At 45.0% G+C, this 19757-nt stretch carries 18 protein-coding genes; 10 read left to right on the top strand and 8 right to left on the bottom strand.

What is annotated here, in order from left to right:
- From MMA19_RS21750 to MMA19_RS21715, 8 genes are read left to right on the top strand one after another with little or no spacing between them, the layout of a single operon-like run.
- The gene (locus tag MMA19_RS21750; protein WP_171392660.1) at positions 1–1038 is read left to right on the top strand and encodes a polysaccharide biosynthesis protein; all 1038 of its coding nucleotides are present in this window, start codon (positions 1–3) and stop codon (positions 1036–1038) included.
- On the top strand, positions 1022–2146 hold the full coding sequence (locus MMA19_RS21745; protein WP_240207202.1) for an NAD-dependent epimerase/dehydratase family protein: 1125 nt from the start codon (positions 1022–1024) through the stop codon (positions 2144–2146). The genes MMA19_RS21750 and MMA19_RS21745 overlap by 17 nt, the downstream gene beginning before the upstream one ends.
- Positions 2143–3276, top strand: a complete 1134-nt coding sequence (gene wecB / locus MMA19_RS21740; protein ID WP_240207201.1) for a UDP-N-acetylglucosamine 2-epimerase (non-hydrolyzing) — start codon at positions 2143–2145, stop codon at positions 3274–3276. The genes MMA19_RS21745 and wecB overlap by 4 nt, the downstream gene beginning before the upstream one ends.
- Positions 3276–4484, top strand: a complete 1209-nt coding sequence (locus MMA19_RS21735) for a glycosyltransferase family 4 protein (RefSeq protein ID WP_240207200.1) — start codon at positions 3276–3278, stop codon at positions 4482–4484. Before wecB ends, MMA19_RS21735 begins: the two co-directional genes overlap by 1 nt.
- Positions 4481–5410 carry an SDR family oxidoreductase gene (locus MMA19_RS21730; protein WP_240207199.1) on the top strand — a complete coding sequence of 310 codons (930 nt, stop codon included), beginning with the start codon at positions 4481–4483 and terminating at the stop codon, positions 5408–5410. Before MMA19_RS21735 ends, MMA19_RS21730 begins: the two co-directional genes overlap by 4 nt.
- 32 nt (positions 5411–5442) lie before the next feature.
- Entirely contained in the window at positions 5443–5997 is a 555-nt protein-coding gene (locus tag MMA19_RS21725; protein WP_171392688.1) for a sugar transferase, read from the top strand.
- Positions 5998–6029: 32 nt separating this feature from the next.
- The gene (locus tag MMA19_RS21720) at positions 6030–7943 is read left to right on the top strand and encodes a nucleoside-diphosphate sugar epimerase/dehydratase (RefSeq protein ID WP_276574106.1); all 1914 of its coding nucleotides are present in this window, start codon (positions 6030–6032) and stop codon (positions 7941–7943) included.
- An 11-nt stretch (positions 7944–7954) separates the two neighbouring features.
- A complete protein-coding gene (locus tag MMA19_RS21715) occupies positions 7955–9121 on the top strand; it encodes a nucleotide sugar dehydrogenase (RefSeq protein WP_063603926.1) in 1167 nt (388 codons plus the stop codon).
- A 154-nt stretch (positions 9122–9275) separates the two neighbouring features.
- Here the strand turns inward: MMA19_RS21715 and rraA are convergent, their stop codons facing one another.
- The 7 genes from rraA to priA form a co-directional block, all read right to left on the bottom strand.
- Positions 9276–9785 (bottom strand): ribonuclease E activity regulator RraA, encoded by a 510-nt coding sequence (gene rraA / locus MMA19_RS21710; protein ID WP_198558389.1) that lies wholly within the window; start codon positions 9783–9785, stop codon positions 9276–9278.
- Between the two features lie 79 nt (positions 9786–9864).
- The gene (locus MMA19_RS21705; RefSeq protein WP_240207198.1) at positions 9865–10782 is read right to left on the bottom strand and encodes a 1,4-dihydroxy-2-naphthoate polyprenyltransferase; all 918 of its coding nucleotides are present in this window, start codon (positions 10780–10782) and stop codon (positions 9865–9867) included.
- Positions 10783–10893: 111 nt separating this feature from the next.
- Entirely contained in the window at positions 10894–12228 is a 1335-nt protein-coding gene (gene hslU / locus MMA19_RS21700) for an HslU--HslV peptidase ATPase subunit (RefSeq protein WP_006071179.1), read from the bottom strand.
- A 46-nt stretch (positions 12229–12274) separates the two neighbouring features.
- Entirely contained in the window at positions 12275–12808 is a 534-nt protein-coding gene (hslV, locus tag MMA19_RS21695; protein WP_006071177.1) for an ATP-dependent protease subunit HslV, read from the bottom strand.
- Positions 12809–13035: 227 nt separating this feature from the next.
- Entirely contained in the window at positions 13036–13584 is a 549-nt protein-coding gene (locus tag MMA19_RS21690; protein ID WP_240207197.1) for an SPOR domain-containing protein, read from the bottom strand.
- A gap of 82 nt (positions 13585–13666) precedes the next feature.
- Positions 13667–14674, bottom strand: coding sequence for a DNA-binding transcriptional regulator CytR (gene cytR / locus MMA19_RS21685; protein ID WP_006071173.1), 1008 nt, complete (start codon positions 14672–14674; stop codon positions 13667–13669).
- Positions 14675–14945: 271 nt separating this feature from the next.
- A complete protein-coding gene (gene priA / locus MMA19_RS21680; RefSeq protein ID WP_240207265.1) occupies positions 14946–17147 on the bottom strand; it encodes a primosomal protein N' in 2202 nt (733 codons plus the stop codon).
- Positions 17148–17430: 283 nt separating this feature from the next.
- Here priA and rpmE point away from each other — a divergent pair, with 283 nt between their 5' ends.
- A complete protein-coding gene (gene rpmE / locus MMA19_RS21675; protein ID WP_006071169.1) occupies positions 17431–17649 on the top strand; it encodes a 50S ribosomal protein L31 in 219 nt (72 codons plus the stop codon).
- Positions 17650–17935: 286 nt separating this feature from the next.
- Positions 17936–19195 carry a malic enzyme-like NAD(P)-binding protein gene (locus MMA19_RS21670; RefSeq protein WP_006071167.1) on the top strand — a complete coding sequence of 420 codons (1260 nt, stop codon included), beginning with the start codon at positions 17936–17938 and terminating at the stop codon, positions 19193–19195.
- Between the two features lie 66 nt (positions 19196–19261).
- On the opposite strand, the gene metJ is transcribed toward MMA19_RS21670, so the two are convergent.
- Positions 19262–19582: a met regulon transcriptional regulator MetJ gene (gene metJ, locus MMA19_RS21665; RefSeq protein WP_006071165.1), complete on the bottom strand. Its 321-nt coding sequence runs from the start codon at positions 19580–19582 to the stop codon at positions 19262–19264.
- Positions 19583–19757 lie beyond the last annotated feature (175 nt).

Raw genomic sequence — 19757 nt, 5'->3', positions numbered from 1 at the left:
ATGACATTTAAAGGTAAGACACTTCTTATTACTGGCGGTACTGGTTCGTTTGGAAATGCAGTTTTGACCCGCTTTCTAGATACAGATATCAAAGAAATTCGAGTCTTTTCTAGAGACGAAAAAAAACAAGATGACATGCGAAAGCGTTATAGCTCTGACAAGTTGAAGTTCTATATTGGCGATGTTCGCGATTACAACAGCATACTGTCTGCGAGTCGAGGGGTAGATTACATTTACCATGCAGCAGCGTTGAAACAAGTACCGTCATGTGAGTTTCATCCGATGGAAGCGGTGAAAACAAATGTGCTGGGCACCGAGAATGTGCTTGAAGCGGCAATTACAAATAATGTGTCACGTGTTGTTTGCTTGAGCACCGATAAAGCTGTGTATCCGATCAATGCCATGGGTATTTCCAAAGCTATGATGGAAAAGGTCATGGTAGCTAAATCGAGGAATCTTGATGGCACTAATACAGTGATCTGTGGCACACGCTACGGAAATGTTATGGCTTCTCGTGGTTCGGTGATTCCGCTTTTTGTCGACCTCATTGAAAACCAAGCTCCAATTACAATAACCGACCCAAACATGACGCGCTTTATGATGACGCTCGAAGATGCTGTCGATCTCGTTTTATATGCGTTTGAGAATGGCTCCAATGGTGACATCTTTGTTCAGAAAGCGCCTGCGGCTACGATTGATACCCTGGCCGTTGCTCTAAAAGAGTTGTTCAATAAGACAAACCATCCTGTCAGTGTTATAGGTACTCGCCATGGCGAAAAACTCTATGAAGCGCTTCTTAGCCGAGAAGAGATGGTGTCAGCGACAGATATGGGAGACTATTATCGTATTCCACCAGATTTACGTGATTTGAATTACGGCAAGTATGTTGAGGATGGTGATAAAAGAATCTCTGAAAAAGAGGATTATAATTCTCATAATACCGAAAGGCTTGATGTAGAAGGAATGAAGCAGCTACTACTAAAACTTCCTTTTGTAAGAGCAAAAATAGCCGGAGAAGACTATGAACTTGACGCCTAGTAGTCATATAGTTGTTACAGGAGCTCATGGTTTTATTGGCAAAAATCTATGTACGCACCTTCGTGAATTGGGTTATGACAATATTGTTGAAGTAACTCGAAAAACTGCTCAGGATGAGTTTAAAGGTGCGTTAAGTAAAGCGGATTTTATCTTTCATCTAGCCGGAGTTAATCGCCCTAAAGACCCTAATGAGTTCGAGGCTGGAAACACTAGTCTTACTCAGTTTATCGTTAGCCAGCTTGAGCAATCTGGTCGAAAAACACCGATAGTTCTATCTTCCTCCACACAGGCAGAGCTGGATAATCCGTATGGCGCTAGCAAAAGCGATGCTGAGAAACTGGTGGTTCAGTATGGGGAGGCCACCGGAGCTCACTACTCAATTTTTCGACTGCCTAATGTTTTCGGAAAATGGTGTCGCCCAAACTACAACTCGTTTGTCGCGACGTTTTGCCACAATATTGTGAATGCGTTGCCTATACAAATAAATGAGCGATCGTCACCCGTATCCCTTGTATATATTGATGATGTTTGTAATGAGTTTTCGCGTGTTTTAACTGAGACCAGTGACAGCGGCTATAAGACGATTTCCAAAGTCTATGATACAACGGTAGGCGAGGTGGCTGACGCTTTATATTCATTCAGAGATGCAAAAACAGCACTCTTAACTGAACGCGTTGGGGCTGGGCTGACGAGAGCATTATATGCTACGTACCTGAGCTACTACCGACCGGAACAGTTTGCCTATTCAATTCCGTCTTACACGGATGAAAGGGGCACGTTTTGTGAAATGTTAAAAACCAAAGATTCTGGTCAATTTTCCTTCTTTACGGCTCATCCGGGCGTAACTCGAGGTGGTCACTATCATCATACTAAGAACGAAAAATTCCTAGTGATTAAAGGGCAAGCCGTTTTTCGGTTCAAAAATATTATTACTGGAGAGACCCACACGATAGAAACATCTGGGGATTGTCCTAAGGTTGTTGAAACGGTGCCAGGATGGTCTCATGATGTAACGAATTCGGGAAGTAGTGAGCTAGTGGTGATGCTGTGGGCAAATGAAATTTTCGATCGAAACAAGCCAGATACGATTGCGAGTCCAATATCATGAAAAAATTAAAAGTGATGTCAGTGGTTGGAACGCGACCAGAGATTATTCGACTATCTCGAGTTCTTGCACAGTTAGATGAACATTGCGAGCATATTCTGGTTCACACAGGACAAAACTACGACTTTGAGCTTAATGAAGTTTTTTTCAATGATTTAGGCGTGCGTAAACCGGATTACTTCCTCAACGCCGCGGGAAAAAACGCAGCAGAGACCATTGGACAGGTAATCATCAATGTTGATCAGGCATTAGAAGAGATTCAGCCTGATGCGATGCTTGTGTTGGGAGATACAAACTCTTGTTTGTCGGCGATTCCAGCTAAACGTCGTAAGGTACCTATTTTCCATATGGAAGCTGGTAACCGTTGCTTCGATCAGCGCGTTCCTGAAGAAACCAACCGTCGTATCGTTGACCATACTGCGGATATCAATTTGACTTACAGCTCGATAGCACGAGACTACCTACTTGCCGAAGGCCTGCCGGCTGATCGCGTTATCAAAACAGGTAGCCCGATGTTTGAAGTATTGAATCATTACATGCCTCAAATTGATGCTTCTGATGTGTTGGCTCGCTTAGGCTTAACTAAGGGGCAGTTTTTTGTCGTTAGTGCGCATAGAGAAGAAAATGTTGACTCACCAAAGCAGCTAAATAAGCTGGCTGAAACGTTAAACACGGTCGCTACACACTATGGTCTACCTGTTATAGTGTCGACGCACCCTAGAACTCGCAATAGGATTGAGGCTCAAGGTGTTCAATTTAATGACAATATTAAGCTTCTGAAACCATTAGGATTTCATGATTACAATCACCTGCAGAAAAATGCCAAAGCAGTATTGTCGGATAGCGGAACCATTAATGAAGAATCATCAATAATGAACTTCCCTGCGTTAAACCTGCGAGAGGCTCATGAGCGTCCGGAAGGCATGGAAGAAGCCTCTGTTATGATGGTTGGATTAAATGTTGTGCGTGTCATGCAGGCTTTGCAGGTTCTAGAATCTCAGCCTAGCGGTGATGAGCGTATGCTGCGTCAAGTGTACGACTACAGCATGCCAAATGTGTCTGATAAAGTGGTTAGAATTATCCATTCTTATACAGATTACGTTAAACGTGTTGTTTGGCGTGAGTATGATTGATGAGAATAGCTTTATTTCCAGACGATTACCTTCCTGATAGTACGCTTGTACATGCCAAAATGTTTCATGAGTTAGCGCTGGAGTTAAAAGGTCGTGGACATACACCAATAATCATTACTCCAGGGAAGCCAAATCAATCTGAGCGGCTTGTCGTCGACGTTATCGATGGTATTGAGATTTGGCGTTTTAAAAATGGCTACACACGTGGAGTCGGGAAAGTCAATCGTGCAATCAATGAGTCTCTTATCTCATGGAATGCTTGGCGTGCGATATCTTCTAGGGTAAAGCGCGACCATTTTGATCTTTGCATCAATTATTCTCCCACAATCTTTTTCGGCCCTTTGGTCAGTTGGATCAAGAAGACATGCGCTTGTCCTGTGTATCTTATTCTTCGGGATATCTTCCCACAGTGGGTGATCGATGAAGGGCTCATCAAAGAGCGAAGCTTGATTGCGAGATATTTTCGTTACTTTGAGCGTTTAAATTACCGTAACGCTACAAAAATTGGTCTGATGTCAGATAAAAACATCCAATATTTCTTAGAGAAAAATCCACAAAGTTATGACTTGGAGGTTTTAAGGAATTGGGCTGATTTGGACCCCTATTCAGTGGACCGTGACTCACCATCTCTTAAAAAGGAGCATCACTGGAATGACAAAGTTGTTTTCTTTTATGGAGGCAATATTGGTCATTCTCAGGATACGGAAAACTTGCTGAGATTAGCTCGTAACTTAAAGTCTGACTCGCGCGCTCACTTTTTGTTTGTCGGGCAGGGAGATGAAGTCGAACTGTTGCTGAAAAAACAAACCGAGTGGGGGCTTGATAATGTAACCTATTGGCCATCGGTGTCACAAGAAGAGTTTAAAAAGCTTCTGACGCAAATCGATGTGGGGTTGTTCTCGTTATCTAGACATCACAAGACTCATAATTTTCCGGGTAAGTTATTAGGCTATATGGTCGAAAGCAAACCGATGTTAGGCAGTGTCAATAGTGGGAATGACCTTATCGAGCTCGTTAATGATTCTAACGCCGGTATCGTCCACGTTAACGGGGAAGATGAAAAGCTACTGCAGTCTGCTCGCAACATTCTTGATTCCGAGGATTATCGAAAGATGCTAGGAAATAATGGCTATCAACTCCTCTGTCGTGAGTTTTCTGTGGGCGCCATCGCATCTCAACTGTTGTCAATTACAGAGGGTACACAATGAAGATCTTCTTAACTGGCGCGACAGGCTTCGTTGGTGGGCACGTACTGACTTCGTTTTCACAACACCATGACGTTGTGTGCTACGGGCGTCGTATCCCACCTAATTGGAATGGTGAGTTTATAGCAGGGGAGCTCGAAAGAATTAGCGAAAGTGAAGTCGATTTTACGGGCTTTGATGCAGTCATTCATTGCGCTGCACGCGCGCATATCATGAACGATAATGCCAGCAACCCATTGGATGAATATCGAAAAGTAAATACAAAGTCGACCCTTGAGTTAGCTCAGAAGGCAGCCTCTAGCGGCGTCAAACGCTTCATTTTTATTAGTTCAATCAAGGTGAATGGCGAATCAACAACCGCTAGAGCTTTTACCGCTGATGATACTCGTAACCCGCAAGATGACTATGGAAAGTCTAAAGCGGAAGCAGAAACTCAGCTTTTAGACTTTGGTAAGGAGTCTGGATTGGAGGTCGTTATTATTCGACCTCCACTCGTTTATGGCCCTAATGTCAAAGCCAATTTTGCTATGCTGTACAAGTTGGCTGGTAAGGGCTGGCCTTTACCTCTAGGTTGCGCATCTGAGAATCGTCGGAGCCTCATTTCAATAGACAACCTCATTAGCCTTATTGAAGTTTGTCTTGAACACCCTAAAGCCGCAAATCAGATATTTTTAGCCTCTGATGGGCGAGATGTGTCGACTCGAACACTGATTGAGCTGCTTGCGAGCTCTCAGGGGCGAAAAGTTTTGATGGTTCCAATACCCGTGAGTTTGTTCAAATTGGTCGGGCGATTCGCAGGGAAGTCTGCAGTGATTGATCGTCTCTTTGGCTCTTTGCAGGTCGATATTGAAAAAAATGCGCGTGTGTTAGACTGGACCCCTCCATTTTCCATGGAGCACAGCCTTGCGCAAATGCGTAAGAGGCTGTAGTTAGAACGCACACTACACTTTGCGAGAAAATGATGTTACGTATTCTAGACTTTTTAATTGCGTTTCTTGGGTTGGTATTTTTATGGCCACTACTGATTATTGTCACAATAATAGGCTTGTTTGATACTGGATCACCGATTTTTGTCCAAGAGCGCGTAGGTAGAAACAAAAAACCATTTAACCTTATTAAGTTTCGCACTATGTCGGTAGAAACAGAGTCTGTGGCTAGCCATCTAGCAAATCGAAGCTCTATTACTAAACTTGGTGCATTTTTGCGCAAAACTAAAATTGACGAGCTGCCTCAGCTTATTAATGTCGTAAAAGGTGAGATGAGCTTAGTTGGCCCACGTCCGAATCTTTTCAATCAGCTAGAACTTATCGAAGAGAGAGACAATCTAGGTGTTTATGATGTGTTGCCCGGTATAACTGGACTTGCTCAAATCAGTAATATTGATATGTCAACACCGGAGCTGCTTGCTAAGACCGATAGACAAATGTTGGATTCATTAAATATCACGCTCTATTTTCGTTATATTATCGCGACCGCTACAGGCAAAGGGGCGGGTGATCGAGTATCCAAATCGTAATGTGTTCGTCTTTTGCGTCTAGGAGTTAACTGGTGCTTTCTCTAAACCCGATATGGGCAATGCCAAGGCCTGCTAAAAGAGTGGTCAGTATTGTTGTTGATATCATTTTCATCTTTGTTTCTTTTTGGACGGCTTTTTACTCTCGTATGGGCTCAATCCAAGACTATTGGCTCGATTCTGAATATTGGTATGTTCTTGCCTCGGTCACTGTTGTTACGCTAATTACGTTTGTTAATACAGGACTATATCGCGCGATCCTGCGTTATTTGAGCCTTCAAGCTGTCGTGACTATTGCCTTTGGCGCGGTGATCTCTGCACTGTCTATTGTGCTTTTCTCATATTATTTTCAGATCTTTTTGCCTCGCTCTGTTCCTGTTATTTATGCGACCTTTCTCGTTTGTCTGTGTGGTGGTGCAAGGCTACTAATGCGATTCTTGTTGTCGGATTTTTTGGTGACAGGACGAGTTCCAGTACTGATTTACGGTGCAGGTAAAGCGGGTAGGCAATTGTACAATGTGGTATCTCAGAGTGACGAGTATCGCGTTGTTGCTTTCGTTGATGACAACCGGAAAATGCACAAAGCCACCATCCAAGGTGTAACGGTTTTTCGGCGCAAGTACCTACCGCGTTTGATAGATAAGCATAATGTTGAGAAAGTCTTACTGGCAATGCCATCAGCATCTCGCGGCGAGCGTAAATCTGTTATCGAGCTTTTATCTGATTACCCAGTTGAAGTCATGACGATTCCAAACCTGAGCGATATCGTTAATGGCGAACTACAGATCGATCAATTAAAAGAAGTGGCAATAGAAGATTTGCTTGGTCGAGACCAAGTAGCACCTGACCAGACTCTATTAGAGAAAAATATCAAAGATAAGGCAGTTATGGTTACCGGTGCTGGTGGTTCGATTGGTTCAGAGTTGTGTCGTCAAATTATCAAACATCAGCCGAAGGTTTTGATACTTTTTGAAGCTTCTGAATACTCGCTGTATCGAATTGACCGAGAGCTTCGTCAACTGACACAAACCGTCGACTTAGTGCCTATCATGGGCAATGTACAAAGCCAAAATCGACTTGAGCAAACGATGTTGGCGTACAAAGTCGACACTGTATACCATGCCGCAGCTTACAAGCATGTGCCTATGGTTGAGTTTAATGTCACCGAGGGTGTTCAAAATAATGTACTGGGGACCTATCGAGCTGCTTGTGCGGCTATTAAAGCTGAGGTTTCGTCGTTTGTTCTTATTTCTACAGACAAAGCTGTTCGTCCTACCAATGTAATGGGAACCACAAAGCGCCTTGCTGAGCTTGGTTTGCAGGCTTTGGCCAAAGGATATCAAACCGAACATAACACACTTTTCTCTATGGTCCGCTTTGGTAATGTACTCGGCTCTTCAGGCTCCGTTATTCCTTTGTTCAAAGCTCAGATTGCCAAAGGCGGTCCTGTTACGGTTACGCACAAAGACATTATTCGCTATTTTATGACTATCCCAGAGGCTGCACAGTTAGTTATTCAAGCCGGAGCTATGGCAAAGGGCGGTGATGTTTTTGTTCTGGATATGGGTGAGCCTGTGCGCATTGCGGAGCTGGCTAAAAACCTCATCCATCTATCAGGGTTAGAGGTCAAAGATAGCCATAATCCTGATGGCGATATTGAAATTCTATATACTGGCTTAAGGCCCGGAGAGAAGTTATTTGAAGAACTTCTCATTGGAGAATTGGTTTTGAAGACGTCTCACGATCGCATTATGACTGCGAGCGAAGTGTCGATAGAGCAAGATGAATACAATCATTTACTTGACGATTTGTTGAGTGCGGCGCAAGATTATGATCAACCTAAGTTGCGCCAGTTGATGCTCGATGCTCCAACGGGATTTGTACCAACAGACGGCATTAGCGATCTGGTATGGGCACAAACCAACCAAAACAAATCACAAACAAATTAAAAGACAGAACAATGAAAATAGCGGTTGCTGGAACAGGCTATGTAGGCCTATCAAATGCGATGTTGCTAGCTCAGAATCATGAGGTAGTAGCAGTTGATATTAACGCAGAAAAAGTGGACATGCTGTGCAATGGGCAATCGCCGATTGTTGATAGTGAAATTGAAGCGTTTTTGAAGCGTGATGACTTAAACTTTACGGCTACTCTGGACAAAGAGTTAGCGTATTCTGGTGCGGACTATGTGATTGTTTCTACTCCGACAGATTATGACCCACAAACCAACTACTTTAACACCAGCTCTGTTGAAGCGGTGATTAAAGATGTGATGGCGATTAACCCTGATGCGGTCATTGTTATCAAGTCCACCGTACCTGTTGGTTACAGTGCGCGTGTTCGCGAAGAGCTTGGTACTGAGAACGTGTTCTTCTCTCCGGAGTTTTTACGTGAAGGTAGCGCCCTTTATGACAACCTGAATCCGTCTCGCATTATTATTGGTGAGCGCAGTGAACGTGCAAAAGTGTTCGCTGACCTGTTGGTGGAAGGGGCTCAAAAAGAGAATATTGATGTCTTATTTACTGATTCAACCGAAGCTGAAGCGGTGAAACTGTTCTCAAATACCTACCTTGCAATGCGCGTTGCTTACTTCAATGAGTTAGATTCTTATGCTGAAGCGCTTGGATTGGATACTCGCCAAATCATCGAAGGTGTTGCGCTGGATCCACGTATAGGTGGCCACTACTGCAACCCATCTTTTGGCTATGGTGGTTACTGTTTACCAAAAGATACTAAGCAGCTGCTTGCTAATTACCAAGAAGTACCAAATAACATCATTGGTGCAATCGTTGACGCTAACCGTACTCGTAAAGATTTTATTGCGGAATCTATTTTGAAGCGTGAGCCTAAGGTTGTTGGCGTGTATCGCCTTATCATGAAGTCAGGTTCAGACAACTTCCGAGCGTCAAGTATTCAGGGCATTATGAAGCGTCTGAAGGCGAAAGGTATTGAAGTCATTGTTTATGAGCCAGTGCTGAAAGAAGAGCACTTCTTCCACTCTCGCGTGATTCAAGATGTCGATGCGTTTAAGCAAGAAGCCGATTTGATTATCTCGAATCGTATGTTGCCTGAGTTAGCTGACGTTGCCGACAAAGTGTATACGCGCGACTTATTTGGTAATGACTAACTATTACTGATTTGAATAAAAAACGAGAACCTAGAGTTCTCGTTTTTTTGTGTCTGTTATTTACCACTGTTGGGCGTAAAGAAACCCTGTCGTCATCCCTGCGCAGGCAGGGACCTTGCCTCAGCGAGCACAATTCTGATAAGTACTATGACAGTTATTCAACCGCCTCTTCATCCTCAAAATTCACATCAAGCGGCTCTTGAGAAAGAATCACCCCAGTATTATCGGCATACACATAATCTTCCGGTAAGAAGGTCACTCCGCCAAAGTTAACTGGCACATCTACTTCACCAACATTGGATTGAGCTGCACCCACAGGAATAGAAGCAAGGGCTTGGATACCAAGGTTCATGTCTTCCAGTTCATCAACTTCGCGCACGCAGCCGTAAACGATGATCCCTTCCCATTCGTTATCTTCTGCCAGCTGAGCGATCTCTGCATCGATAAGAGCTTTACGCAGTGAACCACCACCATCGATAAGTAGAATTCTACCCACACCATCTTGCTCTAAAATTTCACGGATAACGCCGTTGTCTTCAAAACATTTTACCGAAGTGATTTGACCTGCAAATGAGGCTCGGCCACCAAAGTTACTAAACATTGGCTCAACAACGTCTACCTGGTCTAGGTAGATATCACATAGGGCTGAAGTACTGTATTCCATGGCGACTCTTCTTTGCAGTTTACAAAAGGTATAAATCGAGTATATCGGGTGAATAGGTCAATGCAATGACAAGGCTCAATTAAGTCATCAGAGTTTGAGCTATAACCACTCCTGAAAACAGGATATTAGTGACTAATGAACACTTCACCACAATCGGCATCATAGGGGCAATTTGCGCAGGCTGTGTTGCGTGCCAAACCGCTCTACCGTGTTTGATGACAACAATAAGACTGATGACAAAAGGCAGGCTGATCCACAAAGGTGATTGTTGCAGAACGAGATAAGCCGCAAAGGCGATGACTGCGCATAATAACAGTGTGAAGTGGTAAACCTTAGCGTTGTGCTCACCCAGTCTCACCGCGACAGTACGCTTACCGCAGGCGCTATCATTTTCAATGTCACGCATGTTGTTGACGTTAAGTACGGCAACCGCGAGTAATCCACAGCCGACAGCCGGTAAGAAGAGTAGAGAGTCGATATGGCCAGTGTGTAAAAAGTAGGTACCTGAGACACCAAGCAGGCCAAAGAAGATAAATACTGAAATGTCGCCTAGTCCTACGTAGCCGTAGGGCTTATTACCGACGGTATAGGCAATGGCAGCAATGATAGCTAAGACACCGAGCCCGATAAACGCCAAAATATTTTGAATTGAATCCAGCGCATGAAAGACTAAACCTAGTCCTGCAATCACAGTCAGAATGATATTCAGCACGATGGCTTTCTTCATCTCTTGCTGTGACACTTCGCCTGACTGTATTGCACGCATTGGACCTAAACGGTTTTCGTTGTCGGTGCCTTTGACGGCATCACCGTAATCATTGGCTAGGTTAGAGAGAATCTGCAGCAGGGTCGCGGTAAGCAGAGCAAGTAAAGCGACACTCCAAGACATGTTGCCAGTAGAGAAAGCGAGTGCACTGCCTGTGATAATTGAGACTAAAGCGAGTGGTAGTGTTTTAGGTCTGGCTGCATCGAGCCAAATACGAACAGATTGATTCATAGCCAAGCATTCTAATTTCAGTTCGTTTTAGTATACGGGAAATGTAGCACAAAAAAAGGTGTCACCGCCTTTTTGGAGATGACACCTCATCAAACTTAAGATTGCTTAAATCTACAGAATAAAGCGACTTAAATCTTCGTCTTCTACAAATTCACCAAGCTTCGACTTCACGTAGCCTGAATCAATGGTGAGCTTTGAACCTGGTTTATCTGTAGCATCAAATGAAATCTCATCCATCAAACGCTCCATAACAGTATGTAGACGACGAGCACCGATATTTTCGGTAGTTTCGTTGACTGTCCATGCTGCATCGGCGATTTGTTGAATGCCGTCTTCAGTGAACTCGACATCAACTTCTTCAGTCTTCATTAGAGCAATGTATTGTTCGGTTAGTGATGCTTTTGGCTCGGTTAGGATTCGTTTGAAGTCATCGCTGCTCAGTGCTTCAAGCTCTACGCGAATTGGCAGACGACCTTGCAGCTCAGGGATCAAGTCCGATGGCTTCGCCACTTGGAATGCACCAGATGTGATAAACAGGATATGATCAGTTTTAACCATGCCATGTTTAGTTGATACTGTGCTGCCTTCGATCAGAGGCAGTAGATCACGCTGTACGCCTTCACGAGACACATCAGGGCCTGAGGCTTCGCCACGCTTACAGATTTTGTCGATCTCATCGATAAACACGATACCGTTGTTCTCAACGTTATAGATCGCTTGCTCTTTAAGCTCTTCTTGGTTTACCAGTTTAGCGGCTTCTTCTTCAGTGAGTGCTTTGAAGGCATCTTTAATTTTCAGCTTGCGCTTTTTCTTAGTATCGCCACCTAGGTTTTGGAACATGCTTTGCAGCTGGTTGGTCATTTCTTCCATACCAGGAGGCGCCATGATTTCAACGCCCATTTGTGGAGCTGCTGTTTCGATGTCGATCTCTTTGTCGTCTAGTTTACCTTCGCGCAGTTTCTTGCGGAAAACCTGACGAGTGTTAGAAGAGCTCTCATCTTGCTGTTCGTTTTGGCCCCAAGCGTCACGAGCTGGTGGAAGTAGGGCATCAAGAATGCGCTCTTCGGCTTGCTCTTCAGCGCGGAAGGTGACTTTTTCCATCGCTTGTTGATGTGTCATCTTAATCGCGACGTCAGTAAGGTCGCGAATAATGGTTTCAACTTCTTTGCCCACATAGCCCACTTCGGTGAACTTAGTTGCTTCTACTTTGATGAACGGTGCGTTAGCAAGCTTAGCTAGACGGCGAGCGATTTCGGTTTTACCGACGCCCGTTGGGCCGATCATTAGAATGTTTTTCGGTGATACTTCCGCACGCAAGCTCTCTTCAAGCTGCATACGACGCCAGCGGTTACGTAGTGCAATCGCCACTGAACGTTTTGCTTTATCTTGACCGATAATATGGCGGTTTAGTTCGTGAACAATCTCGCGTGGAGTCATCTCAGACATAATTAATTCCTTACAAAAATTCAGACACTATTTTGTTTTTTGGACGTTATTTCGCGTCGCTTTCTAGTTCTTCAACAGTGTGATAATGGTTGGTGAAGACACAGATATCGCCAGCGATTTTCAGGGATTTCTCTGCGATTTCACGTGCATCTAAATCGGTATTTTCAAGTAATGCTGTTGCTGCTGCTTGAGCAAAGTTGCCGCCTGAGCCAATAGCGATAAGGTCGTTTTCTGGCTGAACAACATCGCCGTTACCAGTGATGATCAGTGATGCAGTTTCATCAGCCACGGCCAATAACGCCTCCAGCTTACGCAGCGCACGATCACTACGCCAATCTTTCGCCAGCTCAACTGCGGCCTTAGTTAGGTGGCCTTGGTGCATTTGCAGCTTGCTTTCAAAGCGCTCAAAAAGAGTAAACGCGTCAGCCGTACCGCCAGCGAAGCCTGCCAATACTTGGTTATTATAAAGTCTACGAACCTTGCGAGCGTTCCCTTTCATTACAGTGTTGCCTAGGGATACTTGTCCATCACCAGCGATCACGACTTTGTTATTTCGGCGTACAGATACAATAGTAGTCACGACGTTTGCCTCATATTGGTTTCAATTCGGTTATGAAAGGGATATGTGGACGAGGAAAAGGGATTTCAAGGGGAAGTGGGGTTATCCTGAGGGAGAATTGTTTTTATAGGTTTTGTTATTCCGATGGTTGTTCACCTTTGCATACAGGAATCTTCTAGAGGCTTGTTGCGTTGCGGAAATAGCCCCCTGCTTTTACAGGGGGCAGGAAATTCGCGTTTAGGAGTAAGCTACTGCGAATCCTTCCAAATCGCACACGGCTCTATTTTGGCGCGTTGCAGTTTGTGTTTATCTCGCTCAGCGTCACGTTTGAGTGGGTAAGGGCCTAGAACCACTCGGAACCAACTGCTGCCTTCTTTCTTGCGAATAGTACTTGAGAGCCCTTGGAAGGCAATATCAAGCTTACGTGCTTCGGCTTGAGCCATGGTTTTATAGGCGCCACACTGCATGATGTACGGAATCTTCGAAACCACTTGCTCTTTGGCTTTTACTTCAACTTCGCGTTGCGGCAGGGTATCGACATAGTCCCACTTCTCTTCTGGCGGAGGTGGAATTGGCTTAGCCAGTTTAGGCTTTGGCTTGGTGACTGGCTTTGTCGCTGATGGTGTTGGTTTTGGTGGCTCTGGGTCATTACTTAATGTGTAAAGACCATAGCCAAAAACGCCCGCGAGCACGATCGCCAATAGCCCACTGCGCCATGGTTTTTTGCCGGAAGGTTTCTTTTTTGCTGGTCGGCGACTGGTGCCTTTGCCACGCCTTACATAGTCTCGGTTTGCCACGAAGATAGGTTCTAAATTGAATTAAATAACTGACCTCATGGTAAATACCACAAGGTCAAGTTGCAAGTCAGTATCGTGCTAACTATAGGATTCTTGGAGGAGCAGCACTGTCGCGGATCACAAGTTCAGTATCAAGTAACCTCGATCCCGCTCGAACATCGGCGCCTTTCAGTACTTCTAACATCATGTACATGGCTTGGCGGCCAATCTCATAACGAGGTTGTGAGACTGTGGTAAGCGGAGGATCGCAATACTGAGCGAACTGAATGTCATCGAAACCAACTACGGAAAGATCTTGAGGAACTCGCAGTCCCAGTTTCTTCGCTTCTTGCATCGCGCCAATGGCCATGATGTCGTTATGACAGAAAATAGCTGTTGGAGGCTCCGGCAGGGCAAGTAGGCTGCGAATCAAACGTGCACCCGCTTCAAAGGTAAAGTCACCTTTCACCGTGTACGCAGGGTTCATTTGCAGTCCGGCTCTTCGCAACGCTTGCTGGTAACCTTGCTGTCTAAAGCGGCATAAAAATGCGGTGTCAGGTCCTGAAATCTGTGCGATACGCTTATGTCCCAATTGCGACAAATAGTTTACTGCTTCAAAGGCTGAAGTCAGGTTGTCGATATGAACGGTAGGGAGCTCAAGTTCAGGGGCAAACTCACAGGCCATAACGATGGGAGGTAAGTTTTTCTGTTCTGGCTTACTGATATCAAAAGGCAAGTCGGTGCCGAGTAAAAGCATGCCATCCGCTTGCTTAGTGAAGACCAAGTTCACAAACGAGGTTTCACGCTTTTTCGATTGTCCGCTATCTCCTAGTAGAACCAAATACCCATGTTCCATTGCCGCATCTTCGATACCACGAATGATTTCCGAAAAGTACGGGTCACAGATGTCTGGCACTATGGTAACGATCGTCTTGGATTCATTCCTACGTAAGTTACGCGCCAGAGAATTAGGAGAATAGCCAGCTTCGAGAACGGCATCTTCGACTCGCTTTCGAGTAGATGATGAGACCTTCTCGGGATTCATCAATGCTCTTGATACCGTAGCCGTTGAGACGCCTGCAAGCTGGGCAACATCCTTCATTGTCGCCATAAACGTGAGTCCTCTTATTTTCAGTGTGACTAATTAGACTGCGACTTATTATGTTTTATTATGCAATCTAACGGGTTATAACTTGGTTAAATGTTTCATTTATCTAATAAATAGCGCGAATGAAACGTTTGCTTTAATGATGAACTATTAATAAATATTATTCATTTATCTACGGAAAGTTACGGGCTGATTAACATATTTTGCATTGCAATTGTGAAGCTTATCACAACTAGAGCTAGTTATAGTTTTGAAATTAATCAATTCTTACCGTTTAGCTGAGATCTTGTGGCTCGATATCCATCGACCAGCGAACTTTCTTTGCGAGTGGCAGTTGCGCGATGACGGGCTTCGCGCTGGTGACGATTTTCTGCATCAATGGACGCGTGGGTACTTGAAGCATTAGCTGCCATCTTGCTTTCCCTGCTCGCTTAGCAATAGGTGCTGGTGTAGGACCTAACACCATCGAATGATGATCAAATAACGGATGCGCCTCAAGTGAATGTCTCACTTGACGCAAAAACGCCTCAACGTCATTGCTGTTGTTAGCTTCGGCACGAATCAAAGTTAGGAAGCTAAACGGTGGTAGCATGGCCAATTTACGCTCTTCAATCACGGTTTCTGCAAAATGACGATAGTCTTTATGCAGTAGAGATTGCAGCAGAGGATGGTCAGGGTGGTGCGTTTGCAGCAGCACTTCTCCGGGCTTACTCGCTCGGCCTGCGCGGCCGGCTACTTGGATGAAGAGCTGTGCCAGTCTTTCTGACGCTCTGAAGTCGCTGCTGTATAGCGAGCCGTCCACATCTAATAATGCTACTAAGGTCACGTTTGGGAAGTGGTGACCTTTGGCGAGCATTTGCGTACCAATCAGTATTTGGTATTCATTCTTTTTAATCGCCTCAAGCGCACTCTCAAGGCTGCCTTTACGACGAGTGCTGTCTCTATCAATTCGAATGGTATTAAAATCAGGGAACAGACTTTCAAGCTGTGCTTCAAGCTGCTCGGTACCCACACCAACGGTGACAAGCTGATTGGAGCCACAACTTTCGCACTGATGAATCGTGGGTCGCTGTGAACCACAGTGGTGGCAGCGAATCTCATTACTGGATTGATGGTAGGTGTAGTAGGCGTCGCAGCGAGGGCACTCAGCGGTCCATCCGCATTCATGACACATCAACGCTGGGCTGAAACCTCGACGGTTAAGAAACAGCATTACCTGATTGCCCAGTTCTATGTGGCGACGTATCTCAGCAATAAGGGGAGCGGACAAGCCCGCTTCTAAGTATTGCCCTTTGACATCGATAACCTTGTTGGTTGTTGGCACCGCAAGACCTGCGCGTTGGCTCAAAATCAAATGGTGATACTTACCACTCAGCGCGTTTTGCAGAGTTTCTATCGATGGTGTTGCAGAACCAAGTACAATTGGAATCTGTTCTTTATTGGCACGCATGACGGCGACGTCACGCGCGTGGTAACGCAGGCTGTCTTGCTGCTTATATGATGTGTCGTGTTCTTCATCGACAATAATAATGCCGAGATCAGCAAATGGTGTGAGTAACGCCGAGCGTGTGCCAATAACAATACCCGCGACTTTATCACGAGCACTCAACCATGCATTCAACCGTTCGGTATCGTTAAGCCCAGAGTGAATTACTTCAATAGGCACGTTGAAACGCTTTTTAAAGCGGTTAATGGTTTGTGGTGTTAAACCAATCTCTGGCACTAAGACAAGCGCTTGCTGGCCGCGCTCAAGTACTGGTGCGATCATTTGCAGATAAACTTCGGTTTTCCCCGAACCTGTCACCCCTTCTAGCAGGTAGCAGCCGAATTCGGTTTGGCTATTTACTGACGCGATCGCTACAGCTTGTTCAGCATTCAGCCTCAGCTCTGTCGGTGGGTTGGTCATCGTTTCTGGCCAACGTGGAGTAGGGGCTAGCTTCTCATGCGATTCAATCCAGCCTTTCTCAGTCAGTGTTTTTAAGACACTAGAGCTGACTTCATTATCAATGAACGCCTGATGAGCACAAGGGCCAGACTCCAGCATATGCATGACTTTTGCTTGTTGCACAGCTCGTCCAAACCCAGCCATGAGTTGATTCTTGCCTGCTTCTGTAATACGCCACTCAACGGTAGCAGCAAACTCTGCAGGCTTTCCTTTGCGCAATGACGAGGGTAGAGCGTTGTTTAACGTGTCGCCCAATGGGTGTTGATAGTATTGGCTACACCAAGAGATTAGCTCGAACAGTGGCTTTGGCCAGACTGGGCTGGTATCAAGTGCCGCTTTGATGGGCTTGAGCTGATCAATAGGGAAGTCTGATTGGTGGCTGAATTGAGTGACAATACCAACTAAGGTCTGGCGTCCAAAAGGCACTGATACTCGGCCGCCCACCACAGGGAAAAGGTGCGTTGGGACTAGATAATCGAACTGTTTATCCAGTGGCACTGGCAGTGCAACACGAGCTACGTTTGGGCGCATAGTGGAATCGATATTGTTCAAAGAGAGCGCCATTCTACCTAGCTATGTCCGTTAGGAGAAACCGTTAATTGAATAAACTGAGTCAATCCACCTAAAGGTGGCGAAAAAAGTGGCAATTTTAGTTGATCCTAAAGGCACTATTCATTACTATACTGCGCCTTGATGGTATGGCTTGTTCTACATTTATTGCAGTAACAGCGATATCATAAGTCTTTTATTAAACTACGTGTGGTGTCCGGCTTAGAATCGGATGGCGACACGGCCTAAACTTTGAGGTTTCCCCATGAAAGCTGGTATCCACCCAGAATACAAAGCAGTAACAGCAACTTGCTCTTGCGGCAACACATTCGAATTCAACTCTACTCTAGGTAAAGATTCTATCCACCTAGACGTATGTGACAAGTGCCACCCATTCTACACTGGTAAGCAACGTATCGTTGATACAGGCGGCCGTGTTGATCGCTTCAACAAGCGTTTCGGTGCTCTATCTAGCAAGAAGTAATCTTACTTTTGCAGATTCTAGAAAAGGACGCTTCGGCGTCCTTTTTGTTTTGAGGCAAAAATAAAACAATTCTGTATACAATCCATTCAAAATTCTAACTATCTAGCGTAGTATTAATAAATCAGAGTGACGAACCGCTGTCGCACAGACCATGCGTCAGTATCCCCGTTCGTGTTGTCCACTCTGTTGAGTCTGTAACCCTTTAGAAGCAAAGCTAATAATTACAAAGCGGTTTATACTCACACATTCAGTCTTTAATACTCGTAGAATAAGCAGGATTGCCACCATGTCCGATGACCAACAAATCGACGAATTTCGCCAACAAGCGCTTGATTATCATGCCAACCCCGTCCCTGGAAAAATTGAAATTGCTCTGACTAAGTCTGCTGACTCAGCAGCTGATCTCGCCCTTGCATACAGCCCAGGTGTGGCTGAGCCAGTGCGTGAAATCGCACAAAACTCTGAAAATGTTTATAAGTACACAGCCAAAGGCAACATGGTTGCGGTCATCTCTAACGGTACTGCGATTTTGGGGCTAGGTAACTTAGGCCCACTGGCGTCGAAACCTGTTATGGAAGGTAAAGCGCTACTGTTCAAGCGTTTTGCTGGTCTAGACTCTATTGATATCGAAGTGAAACATCGCACGATTGATGAGTTTGTTGATACGGTAGCAAACATCTCTGATACCTTCGGTGGTATCAATCTAGAAGATATTAAAGCCCCAGACTGTTTTGAGATTGAACGTCGACTGATTGAACGCTGTGATGTGCCAGTGTTTCACGATGACCAGCACGGTACTGCGATTGTAACGGCAGCAGGTATGCTAAACGCGATTGAACTTCAAGGTAAAGATTTGAAAGAAGCGCGCATTGTATGTCTTGGTGCTGGTGCAGCAGCTATCGCGTGTATGGAGCTATTGATTAAATGTGGCGCGATGCGTGAGAAGATCTACATGCTTGACCGTAAAGGTGTGATTCATACTCGCCGTGACGATTTGAACGAGTATAAAGAGCTATTTGCTAACAACACCGACATGCGTACCTTAGAAGACGTCATTGAAGGTGCAGATTTGTTCCTAGGTGTATCGGGCCCTGATTTACTTGAACCAGAAGCTTTGAAACTGATGGCGGATAAGCCAATCGTGTTTGCCTGCTCAAACCCAGATCCAGAAATCAAACCTGAGCTTGCTCATGACGTACGTGATGACCTGATTATGGGCACAGGGCGCTCTGACTACCCTAACCAAGTAAACAATGTCCTGTGCTTCCCATTTATCTTCCGCGGTGCGCTTGATGTACGTGCAAGTGAAATTAATGACGAAATGAAGCTAGCTGCGGTTGAGGCAATTCGTGAGCTTGCCAAAGAAGAAGTACCACAAGAGGTGCTAAAAGCGGCTGGTGTAGAGTCACTTACTTTTGGCAAGGAGTACATCATTCCAAAACCAATGGATCCACGTTTGCTGCCACGTGTAGCCAAGGCGGTTGCTCAAGCTGCAGTCGATTCCGGTGTTGCGCGAATTGAGATGCCAGAAAATTATATGGCTTAATTTCTCATACTCGAGTAAATAAAAAAGACGGCATAAATGCCGTCTTTTTTCATTCTACGTCAGAATTTACTCTTCATCGAACGCTTCAAACTCAATTCCCATTGCTGTCATCAGCTCTTTAGCTTCTGTTGGGATGTCGTCTGGACGGTCTTTTCTCAAGTCTTCGTCGGTTGGAAGCGGTTGACCAGTGTAGGCGTGTAGGAAGGCTTCGCACAATAGTTCACTATTGGTTGCGTGGCGTAAGTTATTGATTTGGCGACGAGTACGTTCATCAGTCAATACCTTTAGCACCTTCAACGGAATAGACACCGTGATCTTTTTTACTTGTTCGCTTTTTTTTCCGTGCTCCGCGTATGGGCTAATGTATTCGCCGTTCCAATCTGCCATTGCACACCTTCGCTCTATTAATCATAAGTAGTAGTAATAAGAATGCTGCAATTTTAGCGGGATTTACTGCCATAAGCAAAGACATATAGACGTCTAGAAGTGTTGACGTCTCACAAAATGGAAAGTAAAGTGGACATTCATTTTAACGCAATGTTAATTTTTTAATGTTTGCCAC

The organism is Vibrio sp. CyArs1, from assembly GCF_022432925.1.
Classification (GTDB): Bacteria; Pseudomonadota; Gammaproteobacteria; order Enterobacterales; family Vibrionaceae; genus Vibrio; species Vibrio mediterranei.
The sequence above is the reverse complement of the archived record's forward strand: the minus strand, read 5'-3'. Positions and strand labels throughout refer to the sequence as shown.